22 protein-coding genes are annotated in these 21756 nt (G+C 72.5%); 9 read left to right on the forward strand and 13 right to left on the reverse strand.

The features are described from left to right. Positions 1-16: 16 nt before the first annotated feature. A complete protein-coding gene (locus ASE20_RS06840) occupies positions 17-742 on the forward strand; it encodes a hypothetical protein (protein ID WP_056893743.1) in 726 nt (241 codons plus the stop codon). A 31-nt stretch (positions 743-773) separates the two neighbouring features. Beyond that, positions 774-1994, forward strand: coding sequence for a phosphoserine phosphatase SerB (gene serB / locus ASE20_RS06845; protein WP_056893744.1), 1221 nt, complete (start codon positions 774-776; stop codon positions 1992-1994). A gap of 161 nt (positions 1995-2155) precedes the next feature. Here serB and ASE20_RS06850 read toward each other — a convergent pair whose 3' ends face one another. Beyond that, positions 2156-2665 (reverse strand): SixA phosphatase family protein, encoded by a 510-nt coding sequence (locus ASE20_RS06850; protein WP_056893745.1) that lies wholly within the window; start codon positions 2663-2665, stop codon positions 2156-2158. 17 nt (positions 2666-2682) lie between these two features. Between ASE20_RS06850 and ASE20_RS06855 the strand changes: the two genes are divergently transcribed. After that, positions 2683-3420 carry a TIGR02206 family membrane protein gene (locus ASE20_RS06855; protein ID WP_056893746.1) on the forward strand — a complete coding sequence of 246 codons (738 nt, stop codon included), beginning with the start codon at positions 2683-2685 and terminating at the stop codon, positions 3418-3420. Here ASE20_RS06855 and fabI read toward each other — a convergent pair. The 3 genes from fabI to ASE20_RS06870 all read right to left on the reverse strand — a co-directional run. After that, a partial coding sequence (gene fabI / locus ASE20_RS06860; protein ID WP_235538777.1) for an enoyl-ACP reductase FabI occupies positions 3349-3989 on the reverse strand: 641 nt, incomplete at its 5' end. The two genes, ASE20_RS06855 and fabI, sit on opposite strands and share 72 nt — an antisense overlap. Before the next feature lie 84 nt (positions 3990-4073). Beyond that, positions 4074-4784 (reverse strand): 3-oxoacyl-ACP reductase FabG, encoded by a 711-nt coding sequence (fabG, locus tag ASE20_RS06865; protein ID WP_056893748.1) that lies wholly within the window; start codon positions 4782-4784, stop codon positions 4074-4076. Positions 4785-4903: 119 nt separating this feature from the next. Further along, the gene (locus ASE20_RS06870; RefSeq protein WP_056893749.1) at positions 4904-5119 is read right to left on the reverse strand and encodes a dodecin; all 216 of its coding nucleotides are present in this window, start codon (positions 5117-5119) and stop codon (positions 4904-4906) included. 206 nt (positions 5120-5325) lie between these two features. Between ASE20_RS06870 and ASE20_RS06875 the strand changes: the two genes are divergently transcribed. Next, positions 5326-5667, forward strand: a complete 342-nt coding sequence (locus ASE20_RS06875) for a DUF3099 domain-containing protein (RefSeq protein ID WP_056893750.1) — start codon at positions 5326-5328, stop codon at positions 5665-5667. Beyond that, positions 5660-5872, forward strand: a complete 213-nt coding sequence (locus ASE20_RS06880) for a hypothetical protein (protein WP_056893751.1) — start codon at positions 5660-5662, stop codon at positions 5870-5872. The genes ASE20_RS06875 and ASE20_RS06880 overlap by 8 nt, the downstream gene beginning before the upstream one ends. A gap of 47 nt (positions 5873-5919) precedes the next feature. Here the strand turns inward: ASE20_RS06880 and ASE20_RS06885 are convergent, their stop codons facing one another. Then, a complete protein-coding gene (locus ASE20_RS06885; protein ID WP_056893752.1) occupies positions 5920-6738 on the reverse strand; it encodes an SDR family NAD(P)-dependent oxidoreductase in 819 nt (272 codons plus the stop codon). A 40-nt stretch (positions 6739-6778) separates the two neighbouring features. After that, on the reverse strand, positions 6779-7540 hold the full coding sequence (locus ASE20_RS06890; RefSeq protein WP_056893753.1) for a glucose 1-dehydrogenase: 762 nt from the start codon (positions 7538-7540) through the stop codon (positions 6779-6781). 124 nt (positions 7541-7664) lie between these two features. On the opposite strand from ASE20_RS06890, the gene ASE20_RS06895 reads away from it, so the two are divergent. From ASE20_RS06895 to ASE20_RS06905, 3 genes are read left to right on the forward strand one after another with little or no spacing between them, the layout of a single operon-like run. After that, complete coding sequence (locus ASE20_RS06895) at positions 7665-8855, forward strand: Rieske 2Fe-2S domain-containing protein (protein WP_056893754.1); 1191 nt, start codon at positions 7665-7667, stop codon at positions 8853-8855. Then, positions 8855-9118: a hypothetical protein gene (locus ASE20_RS06900; protein WP_056893755.1), complete on the forward strand. Its 264-nt coding sequence runs from the start codon at positions 8855-8857 to the stop codon at positions 9116-9118. The genes ASE20_RS06895 and ASE20_RS06900 overlap by 1 nt, the downstream gene beginning before the upstream one ends. Further along, on the forward strand, positions 9115-9942 hold the full coding sequence (locus ASE20_RS06905) for an enoyl-CoA hydratase (RefSeq protein WP_056893756.1): 828 nt from the start codon (positions 9115-9117) through the stop codon (positions 9940-9942). The genes ASE20_RS06900 and ASE20_RS06905 overlap by 4 nt, the downstream gene beginning before the upstream one ends. A 33-nt stretch (positions 9943-9975) precedes the next feature. On the opposite strand, the gene ASE20_RS06910 is transcribed toward ASE20_RS06905, so the two are convergent. The 5 genes from ASE20_RS06910 to ASE20_RS06930 form a co-directional block, all read right to left on the reverse strand. Further along, positions 9976-12636, reverse strand: a complete 2661-nt coding sequence (locus ASE20_RS06910; RefSeq protein WP_056893757.1) for a bifunctional GNAT family N-acetyltransferase/acetate--CoA ligase family protein — start codon at positions 12634-12636, stop codon at positions 9976-9978. Beyond that, the gene (locus tag ASE20_RS06915) at positions 12633-13085 is read right to left on the reverse strand and encodes a pyridoxamine 5'-phosphate oxidase family protein (protein ID WP_056893758.1); all 453 of its coding nucleotides are present in this window, start codon (positions 13083-13085) and stop codon (positions 12633-12635) included. Before ASE20_RS06915 ends, ASE20_RS06910 begins: the two co-directional genes overlap by 4 nt. Next, positions 13082-13627, reverse strand: a complete 546-nt coding sequence (locus ASE20_RS06920) for an HPP family protein (protein ID WP_056893759.1) — start codon at positions 13625-13627, stop codon at positions 13082-13084. The genes ASE20_RS06915 and ASE20_RS06920 overlap by 4 nt, the downstream gene beginning before the upstream one ends. Then, entirely contained in the window at positions 13624-16341 is a 2718-nt protein-coding gene (gene ppdK, locus ASE20_RS06925) for a pyruvate, phosphate dikinase (RefSeq protein WP_056893760.1), read from the reverse strand. Before ppdK ends, ASE20_RS06920 begins: the two co-directional genes overlap by 4 nt. Before the next feature lie 62 nt (positions 16342-16403). After that, positions 16404-16649, reverse strand: a complete 246-nt coding sequence (locus tag ASE20_RS06930) for an SHOCT domain-containing protein (protein WP_056893761.1) — start codon at positions 16647-16649, stop codon at positions 16404-16406. A gap of 169 nt (positions 16650-16818) precedes the next feature. Between ASE20_RS06930 and ASE20_RS06935 the strand changes: the two genes are divergently transcribed. After that, a complete protein-coding gene (locus ASE20_RS06935; RefSeq protein WP_056893762.1) occupies positions 16819-17274 on the forward strand; it encodes a DUF1003 domain-containing protein in 456 nt (151 codons plus the stop codon). 83 nt (positions 17275-17357) lie between these two features. On the opposite strand, the gene ASE20_RS06940 is transcribed toward ASE20_RS06935, so the two are convergent. Together ASE20_RS06940 and ASE20_RS06945 are read right to left on the reverse strand one after the other, a co-directional pair. Continuing rightward, the gene (locus tag ASE20_RS06940) at positions 17358-19151 is read right to left on the reverse strand and encodes a hypothetical protein (protein WP_056893763.1); all 1794 of its coding nucleotides are present in this window, start codon (positions 19149-19151) and stop codon (positions 17358-17360) included. 4 nt (positions 19152-19155) lie between these two features. Further along, positions 19156-21732: a putative bifunctional diguanylate cyclase/phosphodiesterase gene (locus ASE20_RS06945; RefSeq protein WP_056893764.1), complete on the reverse strand. Its 2577-nt coding sequence runs from the start codon at positions 21730-21732 to the stop codon at positions 19156-19158. Positions 21733-21756 lie beyond the last annotated feature (24 nt).

Raw genomic sequence — 21756 nt, forward strand, 5'->3', positions numbered from 1 at the left:
CGACTAGGTTGATGCCGTGAGTGGTCTCCCCGCATCTGCCCGGCTCGCGTGGTGGGGTACGGCCTGGTTGCAGGGGCGGATCGGTCCCGACGCCTTCCTCGACGGCATCCTCGGCGACGACGTGGCCCACGTCGTCGGTGGTGCCGACGGGTCCTCGCCCGTGCTGCTGGAGCTGGCCGACGCCCGCAACCGTGGCGCGACCGGTGTGGCCGCGGCCTTCCCTGTGCCCGGCGATCCCGCCGGACTGCGCGGTCCCCGCGAGCTCACTGCCGCGGCCATCGATGCCGGCCAGGTCGCCCTGCTGCTCGGCGCCGAGCGGGCGCTGGTGCCCGTGCAGGTGGGCCGCGCCGTCGAGTGGACCCTGCTCCCGGCCGTGCGGCGCCCTCCCCCGGACCTCGGCGAGGCGGACCGCGCGCTGCGGGCCGGGCTGCTGACGGCGGCGAACCTGCTGGCGGACCTGGACGTGGCGGCCTGGCGGCCCGAGGTGGCCGACGAGCTGCACGACCTGCGCACCGCCGTACCCCTGACGGCCCCGGAGGGCACCCCGACGCTGTGCGTCGACCTGGCCGGCCGCGCGCTGCACCTGTGGGACGTCACGGAGCTCGCCCTGGCCGACGACGGGGGTGCGCTGAGCGCCGGCGAGGCGATGGCCCGGCGGGCCGCCATCGAGCCGCTCGAGCAGGCCGCACGGCACGCACTGGGCGCCGCGTGTTCGCCCGACGGCTGGCCACCGTCACGGTGAGGCCTCCCGGAGCCGATACCCTGCAGCCGCGATGACCCCACACGACGTCCCTGACACGCTGCTGATCACCGTCACCGGCACGGACCGCCCGGGAGTGACCTCCGCCGTCCTCGAGACCCTGGCCCAGTCCGGTGTCGCCGTCGTCGACGTCGAGCAGATCCTGATGCGCGGCCGGCTGGTGCTCGGCGTCCTGGTGACCGCCCCGCGCGACAGCAAGAAGCTGCGCCGGGCCGTCACCGAGACGGTCGAGGCCCTGGGCATGAACGTCGACATCGAGACGGGCACCGGCGACAACCGCACCCGTGCCCAGGACCGGGTGCACGTCACGATCATCGGCGGCCCACTGAAGGCGTCGGCCATGGCCGCGATCGCCGGGCGGATCGCCGACTGCGGCGGCAACATCGACAAGATCGAGCGGATGGCGCGCTACCCCGTCACCGCCATCGAGCTGCACGTCTCCGGCGCCGCCCCGGACCGCCTGCGCACGCTGCTCGCCGCCGACGCCGCGCGCCACGCGATCGACGTCGCCGTGCAGCCGGCCAACATCCTGCGCCACGGCGTGCGCCTGATCGTGATGGACGTCGACTCCACGCTCATCCAGGGCGAGGTCATCGAGATGCTCGCCCAGCACGCCGGCTACGGCGCCGAGGTCGCCGACGTCACCGAGCGCGCGATGCGCGGCGAGCTCGACTTCGAGCAGTCCCTGCGCGCCCGCGTCAAGCTGCTCGCCGGCCTCGACGCCTCCGTCCTCGACGAGGTCTACGACGCCATCGTGGTCAACCCGGGCGCTCGCACCATGGTCCGGACCCTGCGCCGCCTCGGCTACCGCTTCGCGATCGTCTCCGGCGGCTTCAGCCAGATCACCGACCGCCTCGCGGCCGACCTCGGCATCCACCGCGCCCGCGCCAACACCCTCGAGATCGTCGACGGCAAGCTCACCGGCGAGGTCGTCGGCGAGGTCGTCGACCGCGCGGGCAAGGCCCGGGCGCTCCGGGAGTTCGCCGCCGACCTCGGCGTGCCCGAGGCCGCGACGATCGCGATCGGCGACGGGGCCAACGACCTCGACATGCTCGCCGCCGCGGGACTGGGGATCGCCTACAACGCCCGGCCCGTCGTACGGGAGGCGGCCGACACCTCGCTCAACGTGCCCTACCTCGACACGATCATGTACCTGCTCGGCATCAGCCGCGAGGAGATCGAGGCCGCCGACGCCGAAGCCGGCATCGTGACCCCCGCTCCCCCGTTGGTCTGAGCTGGTTCCGGGCTCCGGGCGCGGCCGGAGCGCCTTTCGGTACCTCGCCGATTGGTCACAAACCGCAGCTCCCGGGCCCGTTTTCTTGCGGTTTGGGACCAAACCGCAACTGTTCCGACGCCGGGTCCGGGCGCGTCGGACCGATGCCGAAGCGCTCCGACTCAGTCCCGGGCCACGTGGAAGGCGCGCAGCCGGGCTGACGTAGCCGACAGGTCGGCCCAGTCGCCGTCGTACTCGAACACGGCGGCCGTGCTGGTCGGGAAGCTGCCGAGCGCGACGGAGCCGGTCGCCTCTCCCTCACCGTCGTCGAGCAGCTGCACCAGCATCCCCATCGTCGGGTTGTGGCCGACGACGACGGCCGTGCTGACGTCGTCCGCGGCGCCCTGGAGGAGATCGAGCACGCCGTCCTCGTCGGTCCCGTAGAGGGCGCCGTCGTAGACCGGCTCGAGGGTCCAGCCGGCGCCGGCGGCGACGACCTCCCACGTCTCGCGGGTGCGGGCGGCGTAGGAGACCCAGGCGGCGTCGGGCGTGATGCCCTCGGCGGCGAGCCACTCACCGAGCATCCGGCCCTCGACGCGGCCGCGGTCCGCGAGGACCCGCTCCACGTCGGTCGGACCGTAGGGCTCCGCCTTCGCGTGCCGGATGATGACGATCCGCCGGGTCGTGGTCACCCCTCTAGCCTAGTTCCGTGGATCCGTACGGCACGACGCACCTCGTGCCGCTGGGCGTGTTCGTCGTGGGGCTGGTGGCTGCGGTCCTGCTCGGACGCCGGCACGCCTCGGACGACGGGCCGACCCGGTTCAGCCGTGCCTGCGCCCTCGCTATCCCGGCCGTGACGGTGCCCTTCCAGGTCGTCGACCTGATCTGGAACTACGACGTCGACGTCACACTGCCGCTGCACCTGTGCGACCTGGCGTGGATCGCGGCGACGTGGGCGCTGTGGACGCACCGCCAGCTGCCGGTCACGCTGACCTACTTCTGGGGCCTGACGCTCACGATCCAGGGCGTGCTCACGCCGTCGCTCAACGAGGACCTGCCGCACCCGCGGTACTTCGCGTTCTGGGCGCTGCACCTGCTGATCGTGTGGGCGGCGGTCCACCTCGTCGTGGGCCTGCGCAAGGCCCCTCGCTGGCGGGACTACCGAGCGGCCGTGGTCATCACGCTGACCTGGGCCGCGGCGACGTACGCCTTCAACGTCGTGGCCGACACCAACTACGGCTACCTCGTGCGCAAGCCCGGCTCGTCGGTGCTCGACCTGCTCGGGCCGTGGCCCTGGTACGTCGCCGAGGAGATCGCGGTCGTGCTGGCCGTCTGGGCCCTGATGACCCTCGCGGCGCAGTGGTGGCGCAGGAGGTCAGGCTCCCATGGCGTGGAAGCCGCCGTCGACGTGGACGATCTCGCCCGTGGTGGCGGGGAACAGGTCTGAAAGCAGCGCGCAGACCGCCTTGGCGGTGGGCTCCTGGTCGGTGTTGTCCCAGCCGAGGGGCGACTTCGTCGTCCACATCGACTCGAGGTCGCCGAAGCCGGGGATGGCCTTCGCCGCGAGCGTGCGCAGCGGGCCGGCCGAGACGAGGTTGACCCGGATGCCGTCCGCACCGAGGTCACGGGCGAGGTAGCGGCTGGTCGACTCCAGGGCCGCCTTGGCGACGCCCATCCAGTCGTAGACCGGCCACGCGATCGACGCGTCGAAGGTGAGGCCAACGACCGAGCTGCCGGGCGCCATCAGCGGACGGCAGGCGACGGCGAGCGACTTCAGCGAGTACGCCGACACCTCGACCGCCTGCGCGACGTCCTTCCACGGGCCCTCGAGGAACTTGCCACCGAGCAGCGTCTCCGGGTTGCCGTAGGCGATCGAGTGCACGACTCCGTGCAGCACGGCGTCCTCACCGAGGGCCTCCCGGAGCGCGTCCGGGAGGGCGGCGAGGTGCTCGGGGTCGGTGACGTCGAGCTCGACGACCGGCGGCAGCTCGGGAAGCCGCTTCACGATGCGGCGGGNCGCGACCGCGAAGCCGATCGAGGTGTCGAGGGTGACGCCCGCGACGAGGATGTTCTTGCCAGCGAGGATGCCGTTGCCCATGATCAGTGCCCCATTCCGAGTCCGCCGTCGACCGGGATGACCGCGCCCGTGACGTACGCCGCGTCGGGGCCGGCCAGCCACAGCACGGTGCCGGCGACCTCCTTCGGGTCGGCGTAGCGTCCGAGCGGGACCTGGCCGCGGATTGCTTCCTTCTGGTCGTCACTGAGCACGGCGGTCATGTCGGTGTCGACGTACCCGGGTGCGACCACGTTCGCGGTGATGGACCGCGGGCCGAGCTCGCGGGCGAGCGACCGGGCCATGCCGACCAGGCCCGCCTTCGAGGCGGCGTAGTTGACCTGGCCCGGCGAACCGAGCAGGCCGACGACGCTGGAGATGAAGATGATCCGGCCCTTGCGCTGGCGCAGCATGCCCTTGGCGGCGCGCTTGGCCAACCGGAACGAGCCGGTGAGGTTGGTCGCGATGACCGAGTCCCAGTCCTCATCCGACATGCGGAGCACGAGGGTGTCGGCGGTGATGCCGGCGTTGGCGACGAGCACCTCGACGGGGCCGTGGGCCTGCTCGGCGGCGGCGAAGGCCGCCTCGACCTGCGCGGCGTCGGTGATGTCGGCCTTCAGCTCGAGCGCACCATCGGGCGCGCCACCGCTGCGGGTGGTGACGGCGACCTTGTCGCCGTTGGCGAGGAACGCCTCGGCGATCGCGCGGCCGATGCCGCGGTTGCCACCGGTGACCAGGACGGAGCGGGGTTCGTTCACGCTCCTGACGCTACGGGCGCCGGTGCCTGCCGCTCGCCGGCGGCGGGCACCAACTTCCCCCGCTTCCCTTGTAGGGGTCCTACAACGTAGGTCCACAAGGGAAGCGTGCGGGGTGTTTCCTACTCGTCGTCCTCCAGGCGGAAGCCGATCTTCATCGTGACCTGGAAGTGCTCGACCTGGCCGTCCTTGACCTGGCCCCGGACCTGCTGGACCTCGAACCAGTCGAGGTGGCGCAGGGTCTGGCCGGCTCGCTCGACGCCGTTGCGGATGGCCTGGTCGATGCCGTCGGGAGAGGTGCCGACGATCTCACTGATGCGGTAGGTGCGGTTGGACATGCGACTGAGCCTAGTGGTCGTCCCCGGAAGTTCTGCGTAGGTGGCCTGCGCTCCGGGTGCGTGCATCGCAAGGCGCCGGCGCGCAGCCATACCGGGTCGTCTTGCAAGCGTCGGCAACGCCGCGAGGTGCGTGCCCGGGGTGCAGGACGCCCGGAGAACGTCCGGGGACGACCACTCGTCGTACGCGGCGCGCGTAGGCTGGGGCCATGTCCTCGTCGCGTCACGGCCGTTCCGAGCCGGAGGCCATCCGGATCACGACGGCCGGCAGCGACCCGCAGGCCGACATCGCCCGCCGGCAGAAGAAGTACGCCATCGCGATGACCATCCGCACGCTGTGCTTCATCGGCGCGGCGATCACCGGCGCGGCCGGCTGGAACTGGGTGTGGCCCTTCCTGATCCTGGCCTCGCTCTTCCTGCCGTACGTCGCCGTCGTGCTCGCCAACGCCAACGACTCGCGCTCCCTCGACCTGCCGCTCACGGGCGGTGGCGGGGATGCCCAGCGTCAGCTCGGTCCGGGCGTCGCTCCCGCGGACGGCAGCGATGACTGACGGATCGACCGCCCCCGACGGCCCGGACCTCTGCTCTGCCAAGGGCTGCCGCGAGCCGGCGGTGTGGCAGCTGCAGTGGAACAACCCGAAGCTGCACACCCCCGACCGCCGCAAGATCTGGCTCGCGTGCGCGGAGCACCGCGAGTCGCTCGAGCTCTTCCTCGGCGCCCGCGGGTTCCTCAAGGACACCGTCGCCCACGCCTGACTCCTCCGAGGAGGACCGGCGATGATCGGGCGAGGACCAGGCGAGGATCAGGTGAGGTCCTTGCGGAACATCGCGGTGAGCACCTTCTGGTAGCCCGAGCCGCTGACCCGCTGCAGCGCGTTGAGGAACTTCGCGTCGCCGCCGATGTAGACCATCGCCCTGTCCTTGCGGATGCCCGCGAGGGTCACCTTCGCCGCGGTCTCGGGCGAGGTCTTGGCCATCCGCTCGAAGTTCGACGCGAGCTCGTCGACGTCCCGGCCGTCGGCGGCCCGCGCCTTGCGCGCGATCTCGGTGAGGATCGTGCCCGGGTGCACGCTGCTGACGCCGACCGCGTGGCCGTAGAGCTTCATCTCCTGGCGCAGCGAGTCGGTGAAGGCACGCATGGCGAACTTCGACGACGAGTATCCGCTCTGCGTCGGGCAGGCGACCAGGCCGAACATGCTGGAGATGTTGGCGATGTGGCCGTCGCCGGAGGCGATGAGGTACGGCAGGAACGCCTTGGTGCCGTGGACGGTGCCCCAGAAGTTGATGTCGAAGATCCAGTGGAGGTCCTCCCAGGTGACCTCCTCGACCGACGCCGTCAGCGAGACGCCGGCGTTGTTGATCACCAGGTTGACGCCGCCGAAGTCGGCGACGACCTCGTCGGCGTGCTTGAGCACGGCGTCGCGGTCGGAGACGTCGAGCTCGTAGGCACGGGCCTCGGCGCCGAGCTCGCGGCACAGCTGCGCCGTCTCCTCGACGGTGGCGATCCGGCGGCCGGACAGCGCCAGTCGGGCGCCCTCCCTGGCCAGCTCGACCGCGAGCGCACGGCCGATCCCGGATCCTGCTCCGGTGACGACGGCGACCCGCCCTCGAAAGTCCTTCATGGTCCTGCTCCTGTTCGGTGGTCCTGCTGGGTGGTGCTGCTCAGTGGGTGGTGTAGCCGCCGTCGGCGACGAACTCGGAGCCGGTCGAGAAGCTCGACTCGTCCGAGAGGAGGAAGCGCACGAGCTGGGCGATCTCGGTGCCCGTGCCCTGGCGTGCGAGGGGCTGCTTGTCCACCATGCCCTGCGAGCGGTCGGACTCCTGGGTCATCTCGGTGGTGATGACGCCGGGGTGCACGGAGTTGACCCGGATGCCGAACGGCCCGAGCTCCTGCGCCGCGGTCTTCGTCATCCCGCGCACGGCCCACTTGGAGGCGGTGTAGCCGAGGATGTTGGAGAACGCGATGATCCCGCCGATCGACGAGATGTTGACGATCGAGCCGGTGCCCGCCCTCTTCATCGCCGGGATGACCGACTTCATGCCGAGGAAGACCCCGACCTGGTTGACGTCGACGACGCGCCGGAAGTCGGCCTCGGCGAGCTTCTCGATGGGGTCGACGTGCACCACGCCGGCGTTGTTGACCAGGCCGGTCACGGCGCCGTACGTCGCCTCGGCGTCGCGCACCGTCCGCTGCCAGGCGTCCTCGCTGGTCACGTCCAGCTCGCTGTACGACGCCCGCGGGCCGAGCTCCGCCGCGAGCGCGCGGCCCTCCTCGCCCAGCACGTCCGCGACCACGACGCTCGCCCCGTCGGCCACCAGGAGGCGGGCGCACGCGGCGCCGATCCCCCGGGCGCCGCCGGTCACGACCACCGTGCTGCCCTGCATCCGTCCGGCCGGCTCGGCCGCCCGTTCTCCATTCGTCATGAGAGGTGGGTACTCCGCGTCCAGAGGCGTCCGTCCGGGAGTCCTGTTGAGCGGGACGACCCCACGAGGGCCCGCGGGCCAGACCTAGCGTCGCGGCACACCGACTGAGGAAGAAGGCCCTGGGATGAGCGACGCGCAGACCGGCACCACGGAGGTCCGGCACATCAAGCACGAGGCGGTGCCGACCCGCTTTGCCCGCGGCTGGCACTGCATCGGGCTGGAGAAGGACTTCAAGGACGGCAAGCCGCACTCGATCGAGGCGTTCGGCACCAAGCTGGTCGTCTGGGCCGACAGCCAGGGCGAGCTGAAGGTCCTCGACGGCTACTGCCGCCACATGGGCGGCGACCTGTCGCAGGGCACCGTCAAGGGCGACGAGGTCGCCTGCCCGTTCCACGACTGGCGCTGGGGCGGCGACGGCCGCTGCAAGCAGATCCCGTACTCGCGCCGCGTCCCGCTGCGCGCACGAACCCGCACCTGGCACGCGATGACCCAGGACGGCATGGTCTTCGTCTGGCACGACCACGAGGGCAACCCGCCGATCGCCGAGCAGGCGATCCCGGCCATCGAGGGCGGCCCGAGCGACCCCACGTGGACCGACTGGGCCTGGGCGCAGACCGTGGTCGACACGAACTGCCGCGAGATCATCGACAACGTCGTCGACATGGCGCACTTCTTCTACGTGCACCACGCGTTCCCGACCTACTTCAAGAACACCTTCGAGGGCCACACCGCCACGCAGCTGCAGAAGGGCGTCAACCGGGACGACATGCGGCCCGCCGAGGTGGCCATCGGGGCGCCCAAGCGGCTGGGCAACACGTCCGTGGCGACGTACCACGGGCCGTCGTTCATGATCGACGACCTGATCTACCACTACGAGCACGGCGACACCCGCACCGTGCTGATCAACTGCCACTACCCGATCGACGAGAACTCCTTCGTCCTCATGTACGGCATCAGCATGCAGCGACCCGAGGTCGAGGACGACGACCCGGCTGCTGCCGAGGCGCTCGCCGCCAAGATGGTGGCCACCGTCCGCCTCGGCTTCGAGCAGGACGTCGAGATCTGGCGGAACAAGACCCGGATCGACAACCCGCTGCTGTGCGAGGAGGACGGCCCGGTCTACCAGGTGCGTCGCTGGTACGAGCAGTTCTACGTCGACGTGGCCGACGTGCGCGCCGAGATGACCGACCGCTTCGAGTTCGAGCTCGACACCGCCAAGCCGATCGAGGCCTGGCAGCGCGAGGTCGACGAGAACGTCGCCCGCCGTGCGGCCGAGGCGGCCGAGGCCGCGGCGCTGCAGCCCCAGGACGCGTGATGGGCGTGCGGCCGGACAACCGGCTGGCCGACGCCCCGATGCACCCGGTGGCGTGCGCCTCGTGCGCGGGCCGGGTGCTGGTCCGCAAGGCCAGCTGGCACCAGACCTCGGTCCAGTGGACCGACGAGGCGCAGGCCGCCTGCACCTCGTGGTCCCCCGGCTCCGCCGTCCTGGGCTTCCCCCCGGTCTGCGACCGCCTGCGCACCAGCATCGCCGACGCCGTCCTCGACGGCACGCTGCCCGTGGTCGGGGACGAGCAATGAGCGCACCGGTCGTGGACTACCGGGTCGACGGCCCGGTCGCGACGATCACGATGAACCGGCCGGCGTACCGGAACGCGCAGAACTCGGCGATGACCTACGCCCTCGACGACGCCTTCACCCGCGCCGTCGACGACGACGCGGTCACAGTGATCGTCCTCGCCGGCGCCGGCGACCACTTCTCCGCCGGGCACGACATCGGCACGCCGGAGCGCGACGCCGACCAGACCTTCGAGCGCCGCGCCGTCATCTGGTGGGACCACGTCGGCCGCCAGGGCGTCGACTCCCGGCTCGCCCGGGAGTCCGAGGTCTACCTCGGCATGTGCCGGCGCTGGCGGGAGGTTCCCAAGCCGACCATCGCGATGGTCCAGGGCGCCTGCATCGCCGGCGGCCTCATGCTCGCCTGGTCCTGCGACTTCGTGGTCGCCAGCGACGACGCCTTCTTCTCCGACCCGGTCGTCCGGATGGGCATCCCCGGCGTGGAGTACTTCGCCCATGCCTGGCAGATGAACCCGCGCGCGGCCAAGGAGCTCCTCTTCACCGGCGACCGCTGGTCCGCCGACCGCGCCCACCAGCTCGGCATGGTCAACCACGTGGTCCCCCGGGCCGAGCTCGTCTCCTTCACCCACGCCCTCGCCGGGCGGATCAGCGCCATGCCTCCCCTCGGCCTGGCGCTCGCCAAGAAGGCGGTCAACCAGGCCGAGGAGCTGCAGGGCCTGCGTGCTGGCATCGACTCGGTGTTCGGGTTGCACCACGCGGCTCACGCCCACAACGCGGAGGTCGCCGGCGACGCGCTGGCGGGGCTGGACGCGCGGACCATGCGCTGACCACGGCCCAGCTTCCGCACGTCGTCGCGAGCGCTACCCGGCGTCGGGTACGGCGGCGGCAGAGCGCCGGAGCTGACGGGGCTGGTCCAGCGTCTCCCCCGCCGCCAGCCGTACCTTGACGTCGACGAGCCGGACGCCGTCCTCGGCCACCATGACGGGATTCAGGTCCACCTCGGCCACCTCCGGGACCTCGACCGCCAGCTGGCCGAGCGCGGATGCCGTGCGGGCGAGCGCGGCGACGTCCACGGGCGCTGCTCCGCGGAAGCCGTCGAGCAGCGGCCAGCACCGTAGGCCACGGAGCGTCCTGAGGAACTGCCCGGGATCGAACGGCGGGACGAGGAAGGCGCGGTCGTCGGCCAGGTCGGTGGCGACGCCGCCGGGCGCCACCATCACGAGCGGCCCCAGGACGGGATCGCGGACCACACCGAGGGCCATCTCCACGCCGGAGGCCATCGGCTGCACCAGCACCCGGCACGGCACGCCGACGCGGTGCTCGAGGTCCTGGACCGCCCGCGCCACCTCCGCGGTCGAGACCAGGCCCGTGGCGACGAGCCGGCGCTCGGTGCGGTGCACGACGTCCGCGTTCGCGACCTTGACCGCGACGGGGAAGCCGATCTGCTCGGCGACGCCCGGCGCGTCCGCGGGTGCGACCACCGTGCCGGCGAGGTCGAGCCCGTACGGGCGCAGCACGCCGGCCGCCGCGTCCGGCGCCACCCAACCCCCGGCACCGCCCCGGGAGATCAGCTCGCAGGCCTCGTCGCGGGCAGCACGCGCCCGTTCCGGGTCGGCCACCGGAGCCGGAGCGACCGGCGTACGACGCCAGCGGGCGTAGGTGCTCGCCCGACCGAGCGCCGCGACCGCAGCGGCGATCGAGCGCAGGGTCGTCACGCCGCGGTCCGGCAGGTCGTCCACGCCGAGGGCCACCGCGACGACGGGCTGGTGCGGGTGCCGGCGGCGGACGCCGGCCAGCGCGTCGAGGGCGCCCGCGACGTCGTTGGTGTCGGTGGCCACGAGGACCACGACGACCGAGTCGACCTCGCCGGACGCGAGCACCACGTCGGCGATCGCCGCCACCCGGTCGCCGTCAGCGCCGGCGCCGGCGTCCACCGGGTTGTCGGAACCCGCGGTCTGGGACACCAGCGCCTGCACCTCGTCACGGAGCGGTCGGGAGAACGCGACGACGTCGAGCCCGGCGTCCTGGGCGGCGTCGGCCGCCAGCACACCGAGTCCTCCTGCATTGCTCAGCACGGCGACGGTGGCGCCGAGCGGCAGCGGCTCGCGCGTCAGCACCGTCACGGTGTCGGCGAGCTCCTCGGCATCGTGGACCGCGATGACACCGCTCTGCGCGAGGAGAGCGGCCACGCCCACCGCCGGGGTCGCGGCTGCGGCCGTGTGGGAGGCCCCGGCACGCCGGCCACCGACGGAGCGGCCGCCGACCATGGCGACGATCGGCTTGCGCTGGGAGAAGCGGCGGGCGAAGCGCGCGAACTTGCGAGCGTTGCCGAAGGACTCGAGGTAGAGCGCCGCGCACGTCACGCCGGGGTCGTCGTACCAGGCGGCGAGGAGGTCGTTTCCGGAGACGTCCACCTTGTTGCCCAGGGAGACGAAGCTCCGGACGCCGACGTCCGCGCGCGCCAGCAGGTCCATGAGCGCGATGCCGACACCGCCCGACTGGCTGGCCACGGCGAGGCCCCCGGACCCTGGGGCGTGCAGCCCGAAGGTGGCGTTGAGGTGCACGTCGGGCGCGTTGTCCAGCACGCCGAGACAGTTCGGTCCCACCAGCCGGATCCCGCGGTGGCGGGCGAGCCGGCCCAGCTCGCGCTGGAGGCGCGCTCCCTCGGGTCCCATCTCGCTGAAGCCCGACGAGATCACGACCGCGACCCGGGCTCCGCCCACGGCGGCGTCCTCGAGTGCGTCCAGGACGCCCACGACAGGCACGGCGATCACGGCGAGGTCCACGGGCGGGCCGTCGCCGAGCGAGGTGCGGGCCGGGACGCCGAGCACGGTCGTCGCGTGCGGGTGCACGGCGACGAGCTCGCCGGTGAACCCGTCACGACGGATCGCCGTCACGACGGCCGCCCCGATCCCCGTCCCGTCACGCCGCGCGCCGTAGACCGCGACCGACCGCGGCGTCACCAGGGGGGCCAGCGACCGCGCCTCGGAGGCGAACTCCCGCCGGTCGGCTGCCTCCTGCACGGCGGCGGTGACCGCGGTGTCCATGGTCAGCTCGCACTCGCCCTCGGTGGTGGACCGGGTCACGGTGAAGCCCGCGTCGGCGAACACCTCGAGCATCCGGTGGTTCTCCGCGAGGACGAGGGCGGTGAACCGGCGCACTCCCCGGTCCCGGGCGCGGGCCGCCAGGTGCTCGAGCAGGAGCGTGCCGAGGCCGCGTCCGGCGAGCTCGTCGGCGACGAGGAAGGCGACCTCACAGGTCGCCTCCGCGACGGGCTCGGCCGTGGCGAGCGCCACCAACTGGCCGTCGACGGACGCGACCAGCGCCAGGGTGTCGCTCGACGCCAGCAGACGGTCGAGGTACAGGTGGGCGGCCCGCCGGCCGCAGCTGAAGAAGCGCAGCCGCAGGGAGTCGTCGGACACCGACTCGTGCAGCGCGTGCAGGGACGCCTCGTCGCGTCGGTCCAGGGGACGGATCTCCGCGACCGCACCGTCACTGAGCAGGACGTCGGCCGTCGTCATCGCGACGCCCTCCGCACCGGCAGCCCGTGCGTCAGGTCCCAGCCGGATCCGGTACGACGGCCCGTGAGCTCGTCCCACCGCAGACGGACCCACGCCGCGTCGTCGTGCCGCACCCATCGTGGCGGGCCCGGGAAGTGGAGGTCGGCGGAACGCAGCTCCTCGTCGGAGACCCGCTCGCCGCGCCCGCGCGCCACGACCGACCAGCCGTGCGCCCGTTCGTGGTCGACGTGGTCGACCTCGAGCAGCAGCGCCGCGCCGTCGGCGTACCGGTCGAGGAGGGAGCCGGGCGACGTGCGCACCCACGCGGCACCGGCGTGCGTCGTGTAGTTGACCGGGACGATCTCCGGCCGGCCGTCGGCGAGCAGCACCAACCGGCCGTAGACTCCCGCGGCCAGGAGGCCCGCGCACTGATCCTGGTCGAGTCGCTCGAGCGATGTCACGACGCTCACCCGACCCGTACCGCGACCACGCCGGGAGTGGCGACCACGTCATCGATGACGGCTGCGCCGAGGGCACCATCCGGAATGGTCAGGTGGACCACGCCGTTGCGCACCTGGACGCGGCACCCGGCGACCCGGGCCCGGGCCAGGACGTCCGCGACGTCCTGCTCGAGCGTCTCGTCGTCGTGGGCGAACGCCCGGACGAGGTCGCTGCGGCTGACCACCCCGACCACCTGGTCGGAGGCATCCACCACCGGCACGCTCTTGACCCGGGTGACCGTGAGGATGCGGCGCAGCTCGGCGACGTCCGTCTCGGGATGCACCAGGGCCACGGTGCCGGTCATCGCGGACGCGACCGGGTCCGTCAGGCTCGTCTGCGCGATCACGTCGGCCTCGCTGAGCACGCCCACCACGCGGGACTCCTGGTCCACGACCGGGATGGCGGTGATGCCGTGGTGCGCGAGGAGCCGGGCGGCGGCACCGAGTGGCACGTGCGTGTGGACCGTCACCGGCCGCGAGCTCATGATGTCCTTCACCAGCACCTCGCTCACCCCGCCGTCACGAGGAGCGGCGCGTCGATCTCGTCGAAGCGCTCGGTCGGACAGCCCTCGCCGAGCAGTGCGGCGCGTCCCGCCTCGAGCCGCGCCACCGGAACCCGGAAGGGCGAGCAGGACAGGTAGCTGACACCGGCATCGGCGAAGAACGCGATCGACGCGGGGTCGCCGGCATGCTCACCGCACACGCCGATCGGCATCGCACTGCGGGTCGCCCGCGCCTCGTGGAGTGCTTCGACCACCAGCCGCCCCACGCCGGCCTCGTCGATCGTCACGAACGGCGACGTCGTCAGCACCCCCTCGTCGAGGTAGTGCCGCAGGAAGCTGCGCTCCGCGTCGTCGCGCGACAGGCCCCAGGTCAGCTGGGTCAGGTCATTGGTGCCCAGGGAGAGGAAGTCGGCCTCCTCGGCGATCCGGGCCGCCGTGACGGCGGCGCGGGGAGTCTCGACCATGGCGCCGAGCCGGTAGGCCACCCGCCCGCGGCGCACTGCCACGTCGTCCGCGGCTGCGCGGACGGAGCGGGCGACCGTGGCGATCTCCTCGGCGTCACTCACCAGCGGGACCATGAGCTCGAGGTCGACCGGGCAACCGCGGTCCCGGAGGTCGGCCGCCGCCTCGAAGGCGGCCCCGGCCTGGGCGACCACGAGCTCGGGTCGCAGGATCGACAGCCGCACGCCACGCAGCCCTGTCATCGGGTTCTCGTCACGATGGAGCCGGACGGCGGCGCAGCGCTTCTCCAGCGCGGCGTCAGGACGACCGCGCTCCCGCTCGACCGCGGCCCGCACGGCGAGCTCGGTGAGGTCGGGAAGGAACTCGTGCACGGGCGCGTCCAGGAGCCGGACGGTCACCGGCCTGCCGCCAGCGGCGGCCAGGACCACGCGGAGGCTCTCCCGCTGCAGGTCCGTCAGCTCACGCAGGGCGGCCGAGCGTTCGGCGTCGTCACCGAGGAGGACGCGCTCGACGTAGGTCCGGCGGTCACCCAGGAACATGTGCTCGGTGCGGCACAGTCCGACACCCTCCGCGCCGAACCGCAGCGCCCGGGCCACGTCCGGCCCGGTCTCCGCGTTGGCGCGGATCCCGAGGCGTCGTACCCGGTCCGCGTGCGTGAGCAGCCGACCCACGGCGGCCGCCACCGGCGACGCGACCTCCTCTCCCTGAAGCGAGCGGGTCACCTCGGAGGTCACGGTCCGGTGGCGACCGCGGTGGATCCGTCCGGTCCCACCGTCGACCGACACCAGGTCGCCCTCGGCGAAGAGCGGGCGACCGTCGAGGAGGACGCGGCGGGCGACCAGGTCGATCTCGAGCCCCTCGACGCCGCACACGGCGGGCAGGCCCATGCCGCGGGCGACGACGGCAGCGTGGGAGGTGCGACCTCCCCGGGCCGTCACGACGGCGCGCGAGGCGACCATTCCGGGAAGGTCCTCGGCCCTCGTCTCGGGGCGGAAGAGCACGAGGTCCTCGCCGCGCGCAGCGAGCGTGATCGCGGTCGCCGTGTCGAGCACGACCCGTCCGGCCGCGGCTCCCGGGGAGGCAGCGAGGCCCGTCGCGACCGCCGGGCCGGCCGACGTGCCGTCGAGCTGCGGGAACATCAGCTGCGTGAGCTGCTCACCGGAGACGCGCACCAGCGCCTCGTCCTCGGTGATCATCCCCTCGTCGACGAGGTCGGTCGCGATCCGGAAGGCTGCGGCGGGGCTCCGCTGGCCGACCCGGGTCTGCAGGATCCAGAGTCGGCCGTCCTCGATGGTGAACTCGATGTCACACAGGTCGCGGTGGTGACGCTCGAGCGTCCCCATGATGGAGCGCAGCCGCCGGTGCGACGCCTCGTCGATCTCGCGCAGCCGGGCCAGGGGCAACGCGGTCCTCGCCCCCGACACGACGTCCTCGCCCTGGGCGTCGGGCAGGTACTCCCCGTAGTCGCCGAGCTCCCCCGTGGCCGGGTCGCGGGTGAAGGCGACGCCGCTCCCTGATGCCGTCCCGAGGTTGCCGAAGACCATGGCCTGGACGTTGACCGCCGTGCCGAGGTCGTCGGGGATCGCGAACCGACGGCGGTAGAGCCGCGCACGCTCCCCGTGCCACGAGGAGAAGACGGCGTCGATCGCGAGGTCGAGCTGCTCGTGGGGGTCCTGGGGCAGGGCCCGTCCTCCGACCTCCTCGCAGAGGGCGTTGCCCCGCTCGACGAGCAGCTGCAGCCCGGTCACGTCGAGGGCGCCCGGGTCCGAAGCGGCGTGCTCGGCAACGACCGCGTCACGGACCTCGGCGAAACGCGCCGACGGCACGCCCAGCACGGTCTCGCCGAACATCTGCACCAGCCGGCGGTAGCAGTCCCACGCGAAGCGCTCGTCGCCGGTCGACCGGGCCAGCGCGTGGACGGTCGTGTCGTTGAGGCCGACGTCGAGGACGGTGTCCATCATCCCGGGCATCGACCGTGCCGCACCGGAGCGCACGGCGAGGAGCAGGGGCCGCTCGGCGCCGCCGAGCCTGCGCCCGGTCTCCTCCTCCACCTGCGCCAGGTGGCGAGCGACGTCACCCGACATGCCGGGCGGTCGCTCGCCGGTCGCGAGGACGTGCCGACATGCTGCGGTGGTGATCGTGAAGCCCGGCGGGACGGGCAGGCCGAGCTGGACCATGCGGGCCAGTCCGGCGCCCTTGCCGCCGAGCAGGTCGCGGTCGGGGGTGCCGGGGGCCTCGAAGGAGTGCACGTAACTGGTCACGCCCCGATCGTCGTCGGCACCGTCCCGCTCGCCACAGGGCCCAAGGTCCTCACGTCGGCGGGTCATCGGGGCCGCGCCGTCTGCCGTCGGTCCGTGATCGCCTGCCACAGCCGGTCGTACTCCTCGACGTCGATCTCGCCGCGAGCGAGCCGCTCGTCGATGATCTGCAGCGGGTCCGCGCTGGCCCGGTCCCGACCGAGCCACCGGACACCGAGGTAGACAGCAGCGCCCACCACGACCCACGACAGCACCATCGCCGCCAGCATCGCGGCCGAGCCGAAGTGGTAGGGACCGTCGTTCCACATCATCGCCGTCCTCCTGCAGTCGTCCTTGGTGTCGTCGGAACGGCTCGAGCATCCATCGACGTCTCCGCCGACGGTAGGGGCGCCGCCCCTGAGCTGAAGGGACCAAGTGCCTCACGGCATCCGACCCTCGGGCCCTGCCGTGCCGTGGACCTGCCTCCTTAGCGTGGGGAGCATGTCGCGACCTGCAACGAGCGCCCATCGAGTTCCTGGTGCTACCCGCCACCCCGGTGTCGAGCGCTACTTCCAGCGTCGTGCCGAGGACTGGCAGGCGCGACTGGCCGACGCGATCACGGCGTTCGCGGGATCGATGCCGTTCGTGTGGATCCACGCGGCCGGATTCGTGGCGTGGATGCTCGTCGCCGAGCGCAGCCCGTGGCCGACGCTGACCCTCGTCGTCTCCCTTGAAGCGATCTTCCTGTCGACCTTCGTGATGATCGGCCAGAACCGCCAGGCCGAGGTGCAGCGTGCGAAGGCCGACCACGACTTCGTGGAGCAGGAGCTGGAGCTCAAGACCAACACCGAGCTGACCCGCCAGATCCACACGCTCACCCAGGAGCTGCACCGCCGGTTGCTGGACGTGGACGGACCGCCGCCCACGGGCCGCACTCTCGAGGTCGTCGAACCGTGACGACGCAGCGCCGGTCATCAGTGCTGACGATCTGAGCCTGCGACGTTCACTCGTCCGACGTCCGCTGCTCCCCTGCCGTGCGGTCAGTCACCCCCGTGGACGGTGCTGCTGCCGCGCATGGGGGGACGGCACGGCAGCAGCACCAGTACGGCGTACCACGCCGCGACGGCGTGCACGAGCCAGTGGGCCGGCACAGCCAGCACATGGCCGAGCGCACGCCGCCCTCGCCTCCGGGCGAGGCCGATCCCCGTGACCGCAGTCAGGAGGAGGACGGCCACCGTCACGGCGGCAAGACCAGAGAGCCCGAGAGGCAGGTTGCCTGCGTCCAGCTCGTCGAACCGGAGCAGGAGACAGCCGGCGGCGACGACGGCCACCGGGTACATCAGGACCAGGATCGGTGTGACGAACCCCAGCAGCACGTCCGCCAGCCGCGGCGTCCCCGCAGCCGGCTCCCACCGGAACCGTCGGGCACGCTCGACAGCGAGATGGATCGACCGCGCCAGTTCGTCGGCCCGACGGGTGACCAGGTCACCGACCGACGGCCGATGCCGGCAGCGGGTCACCGAGGACAGCACCGCGACCCGCATCGAGCTGCCGCCACCGCCCGTCGCGACGGCGTGCCACCCACCCAGGCGTCGCAGGAGACGCGTGTTGCAGTGGCTCGACGTCAGGTCTGATCGAAGGTCCGACTCGCGTCCCGACCACGGGAAGGCGCGGGTCAGACCGCACGCCTCCTCGACCATCTCGAGGCCGGAGGTGAAGCTGCGAGCGTTGCGCCACTCCCTGCGTTCGACCCGCAGGGCGGCCAACGGGGTGCGACCTCGCCGGACGGTGAGGTTCTCGTGGAGGTCGAGCTCGAAGGCCTCCACCGCCAGCCTCAGCTGGTCGGGCGCGAGCACCTCCCCGGGCAGCACGCTCACGACGTACCGGCCGCGGGCGAGGGCGAGACCGGCGTCGAGGGCCAGGACGGGGTCGGCGAAGGCCCGCCGCTCCAGCGGCACCACCCGCACGCAGGAGGGCGGGGCGTGGCTCGCGACCGCCTGGAGCGTCGGGGCGTCGTCGGCAGCCACGAGCATCACGATGTCGAGGCGCGAGCGCGGGTAGTCGATGGACGCCAGGTCCGCGACGACCTGCTGGAGCACCGGCGCCCCTCCCGACACCGGGACCAGCACCGAGTACACGGGCAGCAGGACGTCCGCGACCGGCTCCACCGTCGACGGCGAGCTCGACGCAGAGGCCCGGGCGGCCCACCAGACCAGGCCGCCGAGGTGGACGACGACCAGAGCGAGGAAGATGACCCCGACGCCGCCGACCGCAGCGGACAGCACGTCCGGCGGGGCGCCCACGAGGCAGCCCAGCACGACGACGGCGGCACCGCCCAGCAACAGGTCGCGCACCGGCGCCGGCGGGCACAGCCGACGCCGTGGGCCCACCGCGCGGACCGCGGTGGGAGCGCCGTCGATCCGGACCGCGAAGCGGTCGAGGTCCCGTCGGGTGCAGGCCACGAAGCTCACCGCGAGCCCGGGGAAGAAGTCGGCGACCTCATCGACGAGGTCCGGCCCGGGGGGCACCGAGGTGGCGATCACCACGTGCCGGCCCCCGACGACCTCGCAGGGCAACCACCCGAGCTCGATCACGTGCCGGAGCTCGTGCCGCTCGAGCAGGTCGCCCCGGGGAGGGTCACGATCGAGGTCGCGGCGGTCGACCTGCCACTGCCGGGCCAGTCCGTCGTGGAGCTGTTCCCGGGTGATGAACCCGGCGTCGACCAGGTGCTGGCCCAGGTAGCCACCCTGCTGTCGTTGCCGGTCCAGTGCGGCCTCCAGCTGCGCGGGGTCGAGCAGGCCGGTGCGGACCATCTGGCTGCCGAGACGGGTCATCGGATCACGCTCCCTTCGCTGCAGGGGCGAGCCCCTCGGATCCGTGGAGCTCGACCAGCAGGTCCGGCATCGACCGCGGACGGCTGAACAGGTAGCCCTGGAGATGGGCGTAGCCCATCGAGACGAGCAGGGCGGCCTGGGCCTCGGTCTCGACCCCCTCGGCGACAGCCATGATCCCCAGTCCGGCCGCCATGGCGCTGACGCCGGTGCTGACCGCACGGGCACTCGGGCTGTCGGCCATCTCGGCGACGAAACCCTTGTCGAGCTTGATCATGTCGACCGGGAGGTCGACGAGGTGGGTCAGTGCGCTGTAGCCGGTTCCGAAGTCGTCGACCGCCACGCGCACCCCCAGTTCGCGAAGGGCGAGCAGGTCGCGCAGCAACGAGCCGTTGACCGTGACCAGCCGGGTCTCGGTGATCTCCAGCACCAGCATCTCTGCCGGCAGTCCGGAGTCGCCCAGGGCGCGGCGGACGCCGGCCAGCAGCCCGGGCCGGGAGAGCTCCCGAGCGCTCACGTTGACGTGGACGGCCAGGCCGTGACCGCGCAGCAGCAGCTCGGCACCGTCGGCACACGCCCGGGCCAGCACCTGCTCCCCCACACCGTGGATGAGGTCGCTGCCCTCGAGCACCTCGAGGAAGGCATCCGGGAGGAGGATGCCTCCGCCCGGGCGTTCCCAGCGCAGCAGGGCCTCCAGCGCGACCGGTCGCCTCGAGGTGCCGTCGACGATGACCTGGTAGTGCACCTTCAGCTCACCGTCACGGTAGGCGCGCTCGAGGTCGACGAGGGTGCGCGCGGATCGCTCCAGGGCGGCGTGCAGGTCGGGCCGGTAGACCTCGAAGCGACCACGGCCCGCGCCCTTGGCCGCGTACAGGGCAGTGTCGGCCCGACGGATGATCACCCGTGGGTCGTCGTCACCCGTGGCGAAGGTGACACCGGTGCTGACCGTGGGCGCGAGCTGGAGGAAGCCGACGTCGACGGGCGCAGCCATCACCTGTTGGATGCGTGCTGCCAACCGCGTGCCGTCCTCGCGCGAGGGCAACGACGGGCACAGCACCACGAACTCGTCGCCGCCGATCCGGGCCACGGTGTCGTGCGGGCGCACGATGCTGGAGAGCCGGCGGGCGATCTCCCGCAGGAGCTCGTCGCCGACGTCGTGGCCGTGCGTGTCGTTGACCTGCTTGAAGTGGTCGACGTCGACGTACAGCACACCGACGAGCTCGCGGGTCCGGCCCGCCTCGGAGAGTGCCAGCTGCAGGCGGTCGGCCCACAGCGCCCGGTTGGGGAGGCCGGTGAGCTCATCGTGCAGCGCGAGCTCAGCCAGCCGCGTCTCGGCCTCGGTCTGGGCGGTGATGTCGATCATCTGCAGGTTGAGCTCGACCTCGGCGGAATCGGTGCCGGTCGGCACCACCGACAGGGCTGCGTCGACGATCGCGCCACCGTACGACGCCGCGAACTCGAGCCGGTCGCGCCAGGTGCAGCTCCGACCGGCGACGAGGCTGTCGACACCGTCGGCCAGCGACCGCACGGAGGACGGCGCGAGCCACCACGCCGGATCGCCCCCGGCCAGGTCCTCCCGGTGTCGACCGGTGAGCGAGCACAGCGCCGTGTTCGCGTCGATGACGAAGACCTCGCCGGTGCGGCCCAGGGCGAGGTGCGCATTGGCGACCAGCGCGGCGTCCATGTGGTCGCGCAGTCGGTCCCGGTCACGCTGGCTCGCCACCAGCGCCCTGGTCCGATCCCGTTCAGCGATCGCAACGACGAGTCCGACGAGAGCCAGGACCAGGATCAGGACCTGCGCGAGCACGACCCGTTGCTCCGGTGCGGCGACCACCGAGAACGGCCCTCGTCCGGCCACCGTGGCCGCCACGACAGCGACACCCTGCAGCCCGACGACGAGCGCCGTCACCGCATAGCCGCAGCGCATCGCCACCACGAGCAGCGGCGGCACCAACGTGAATGCCACCGGCCACGACGACTCCATGAGGGCCGACGACACCAGCAGGGCGCCGGCAGCCCAGCCGGCGCTGCGCAAGGTCAGTCCGCCGGGCCGACGTCGTAGCTCCGGCGCGGCAAGCAGGACCACCACGACGATGAACGCACTCAGCGCGTTGCGGAAGCCGATCAGCGCCATGCCGTCCCACAGGTCGGTGCCGAACCTGGTCCAGGCCACGACGCCGCCCGAGACCGCGCTCACCGCCGCACCTGCGACGGATGCCAGGCCGATGTCCCCGAGGTCGCCGACCGACTCCACCGCCCGCGGCCGGATCCAGCGTCGCCGACGTCGCAGCACCCACGCGCCGACGAGTCCGGTCGAGGCGTTGACCAGGCCGAAGAGCCAGCCACCGACCGACTCGACGCCGGTCGCCTGGTTGATGAGGCCGCTCACCACCGTGATGACGCCGATCGCCACGACCCGGCTGGTCCTGGTCGGGCAGGACAGCAGCCACACGATGACCACCCCGGCCGCCGGCCAGGCGAGGGCGAGCTGGGAGGGAGGGAGGTGCGTCTCGCGCCCGGCGTACATCGCCACGGCGTAGAGCGCCGCGAATCCCGCGGTCTCCAGCACACGGCGCCGCGCCACCCTCACCCCCCGTGCCGCTCCCCT

The organism is Nocardioides sp. Root240 (genome assembly GCF_001428825.1).
In the GTDB taxonomy this organism is placed as follows: Bacteria; Actinomycetota; Actinomycetes; order Propionibacteriales; family Nocardioidaceae; genus Nocardioides.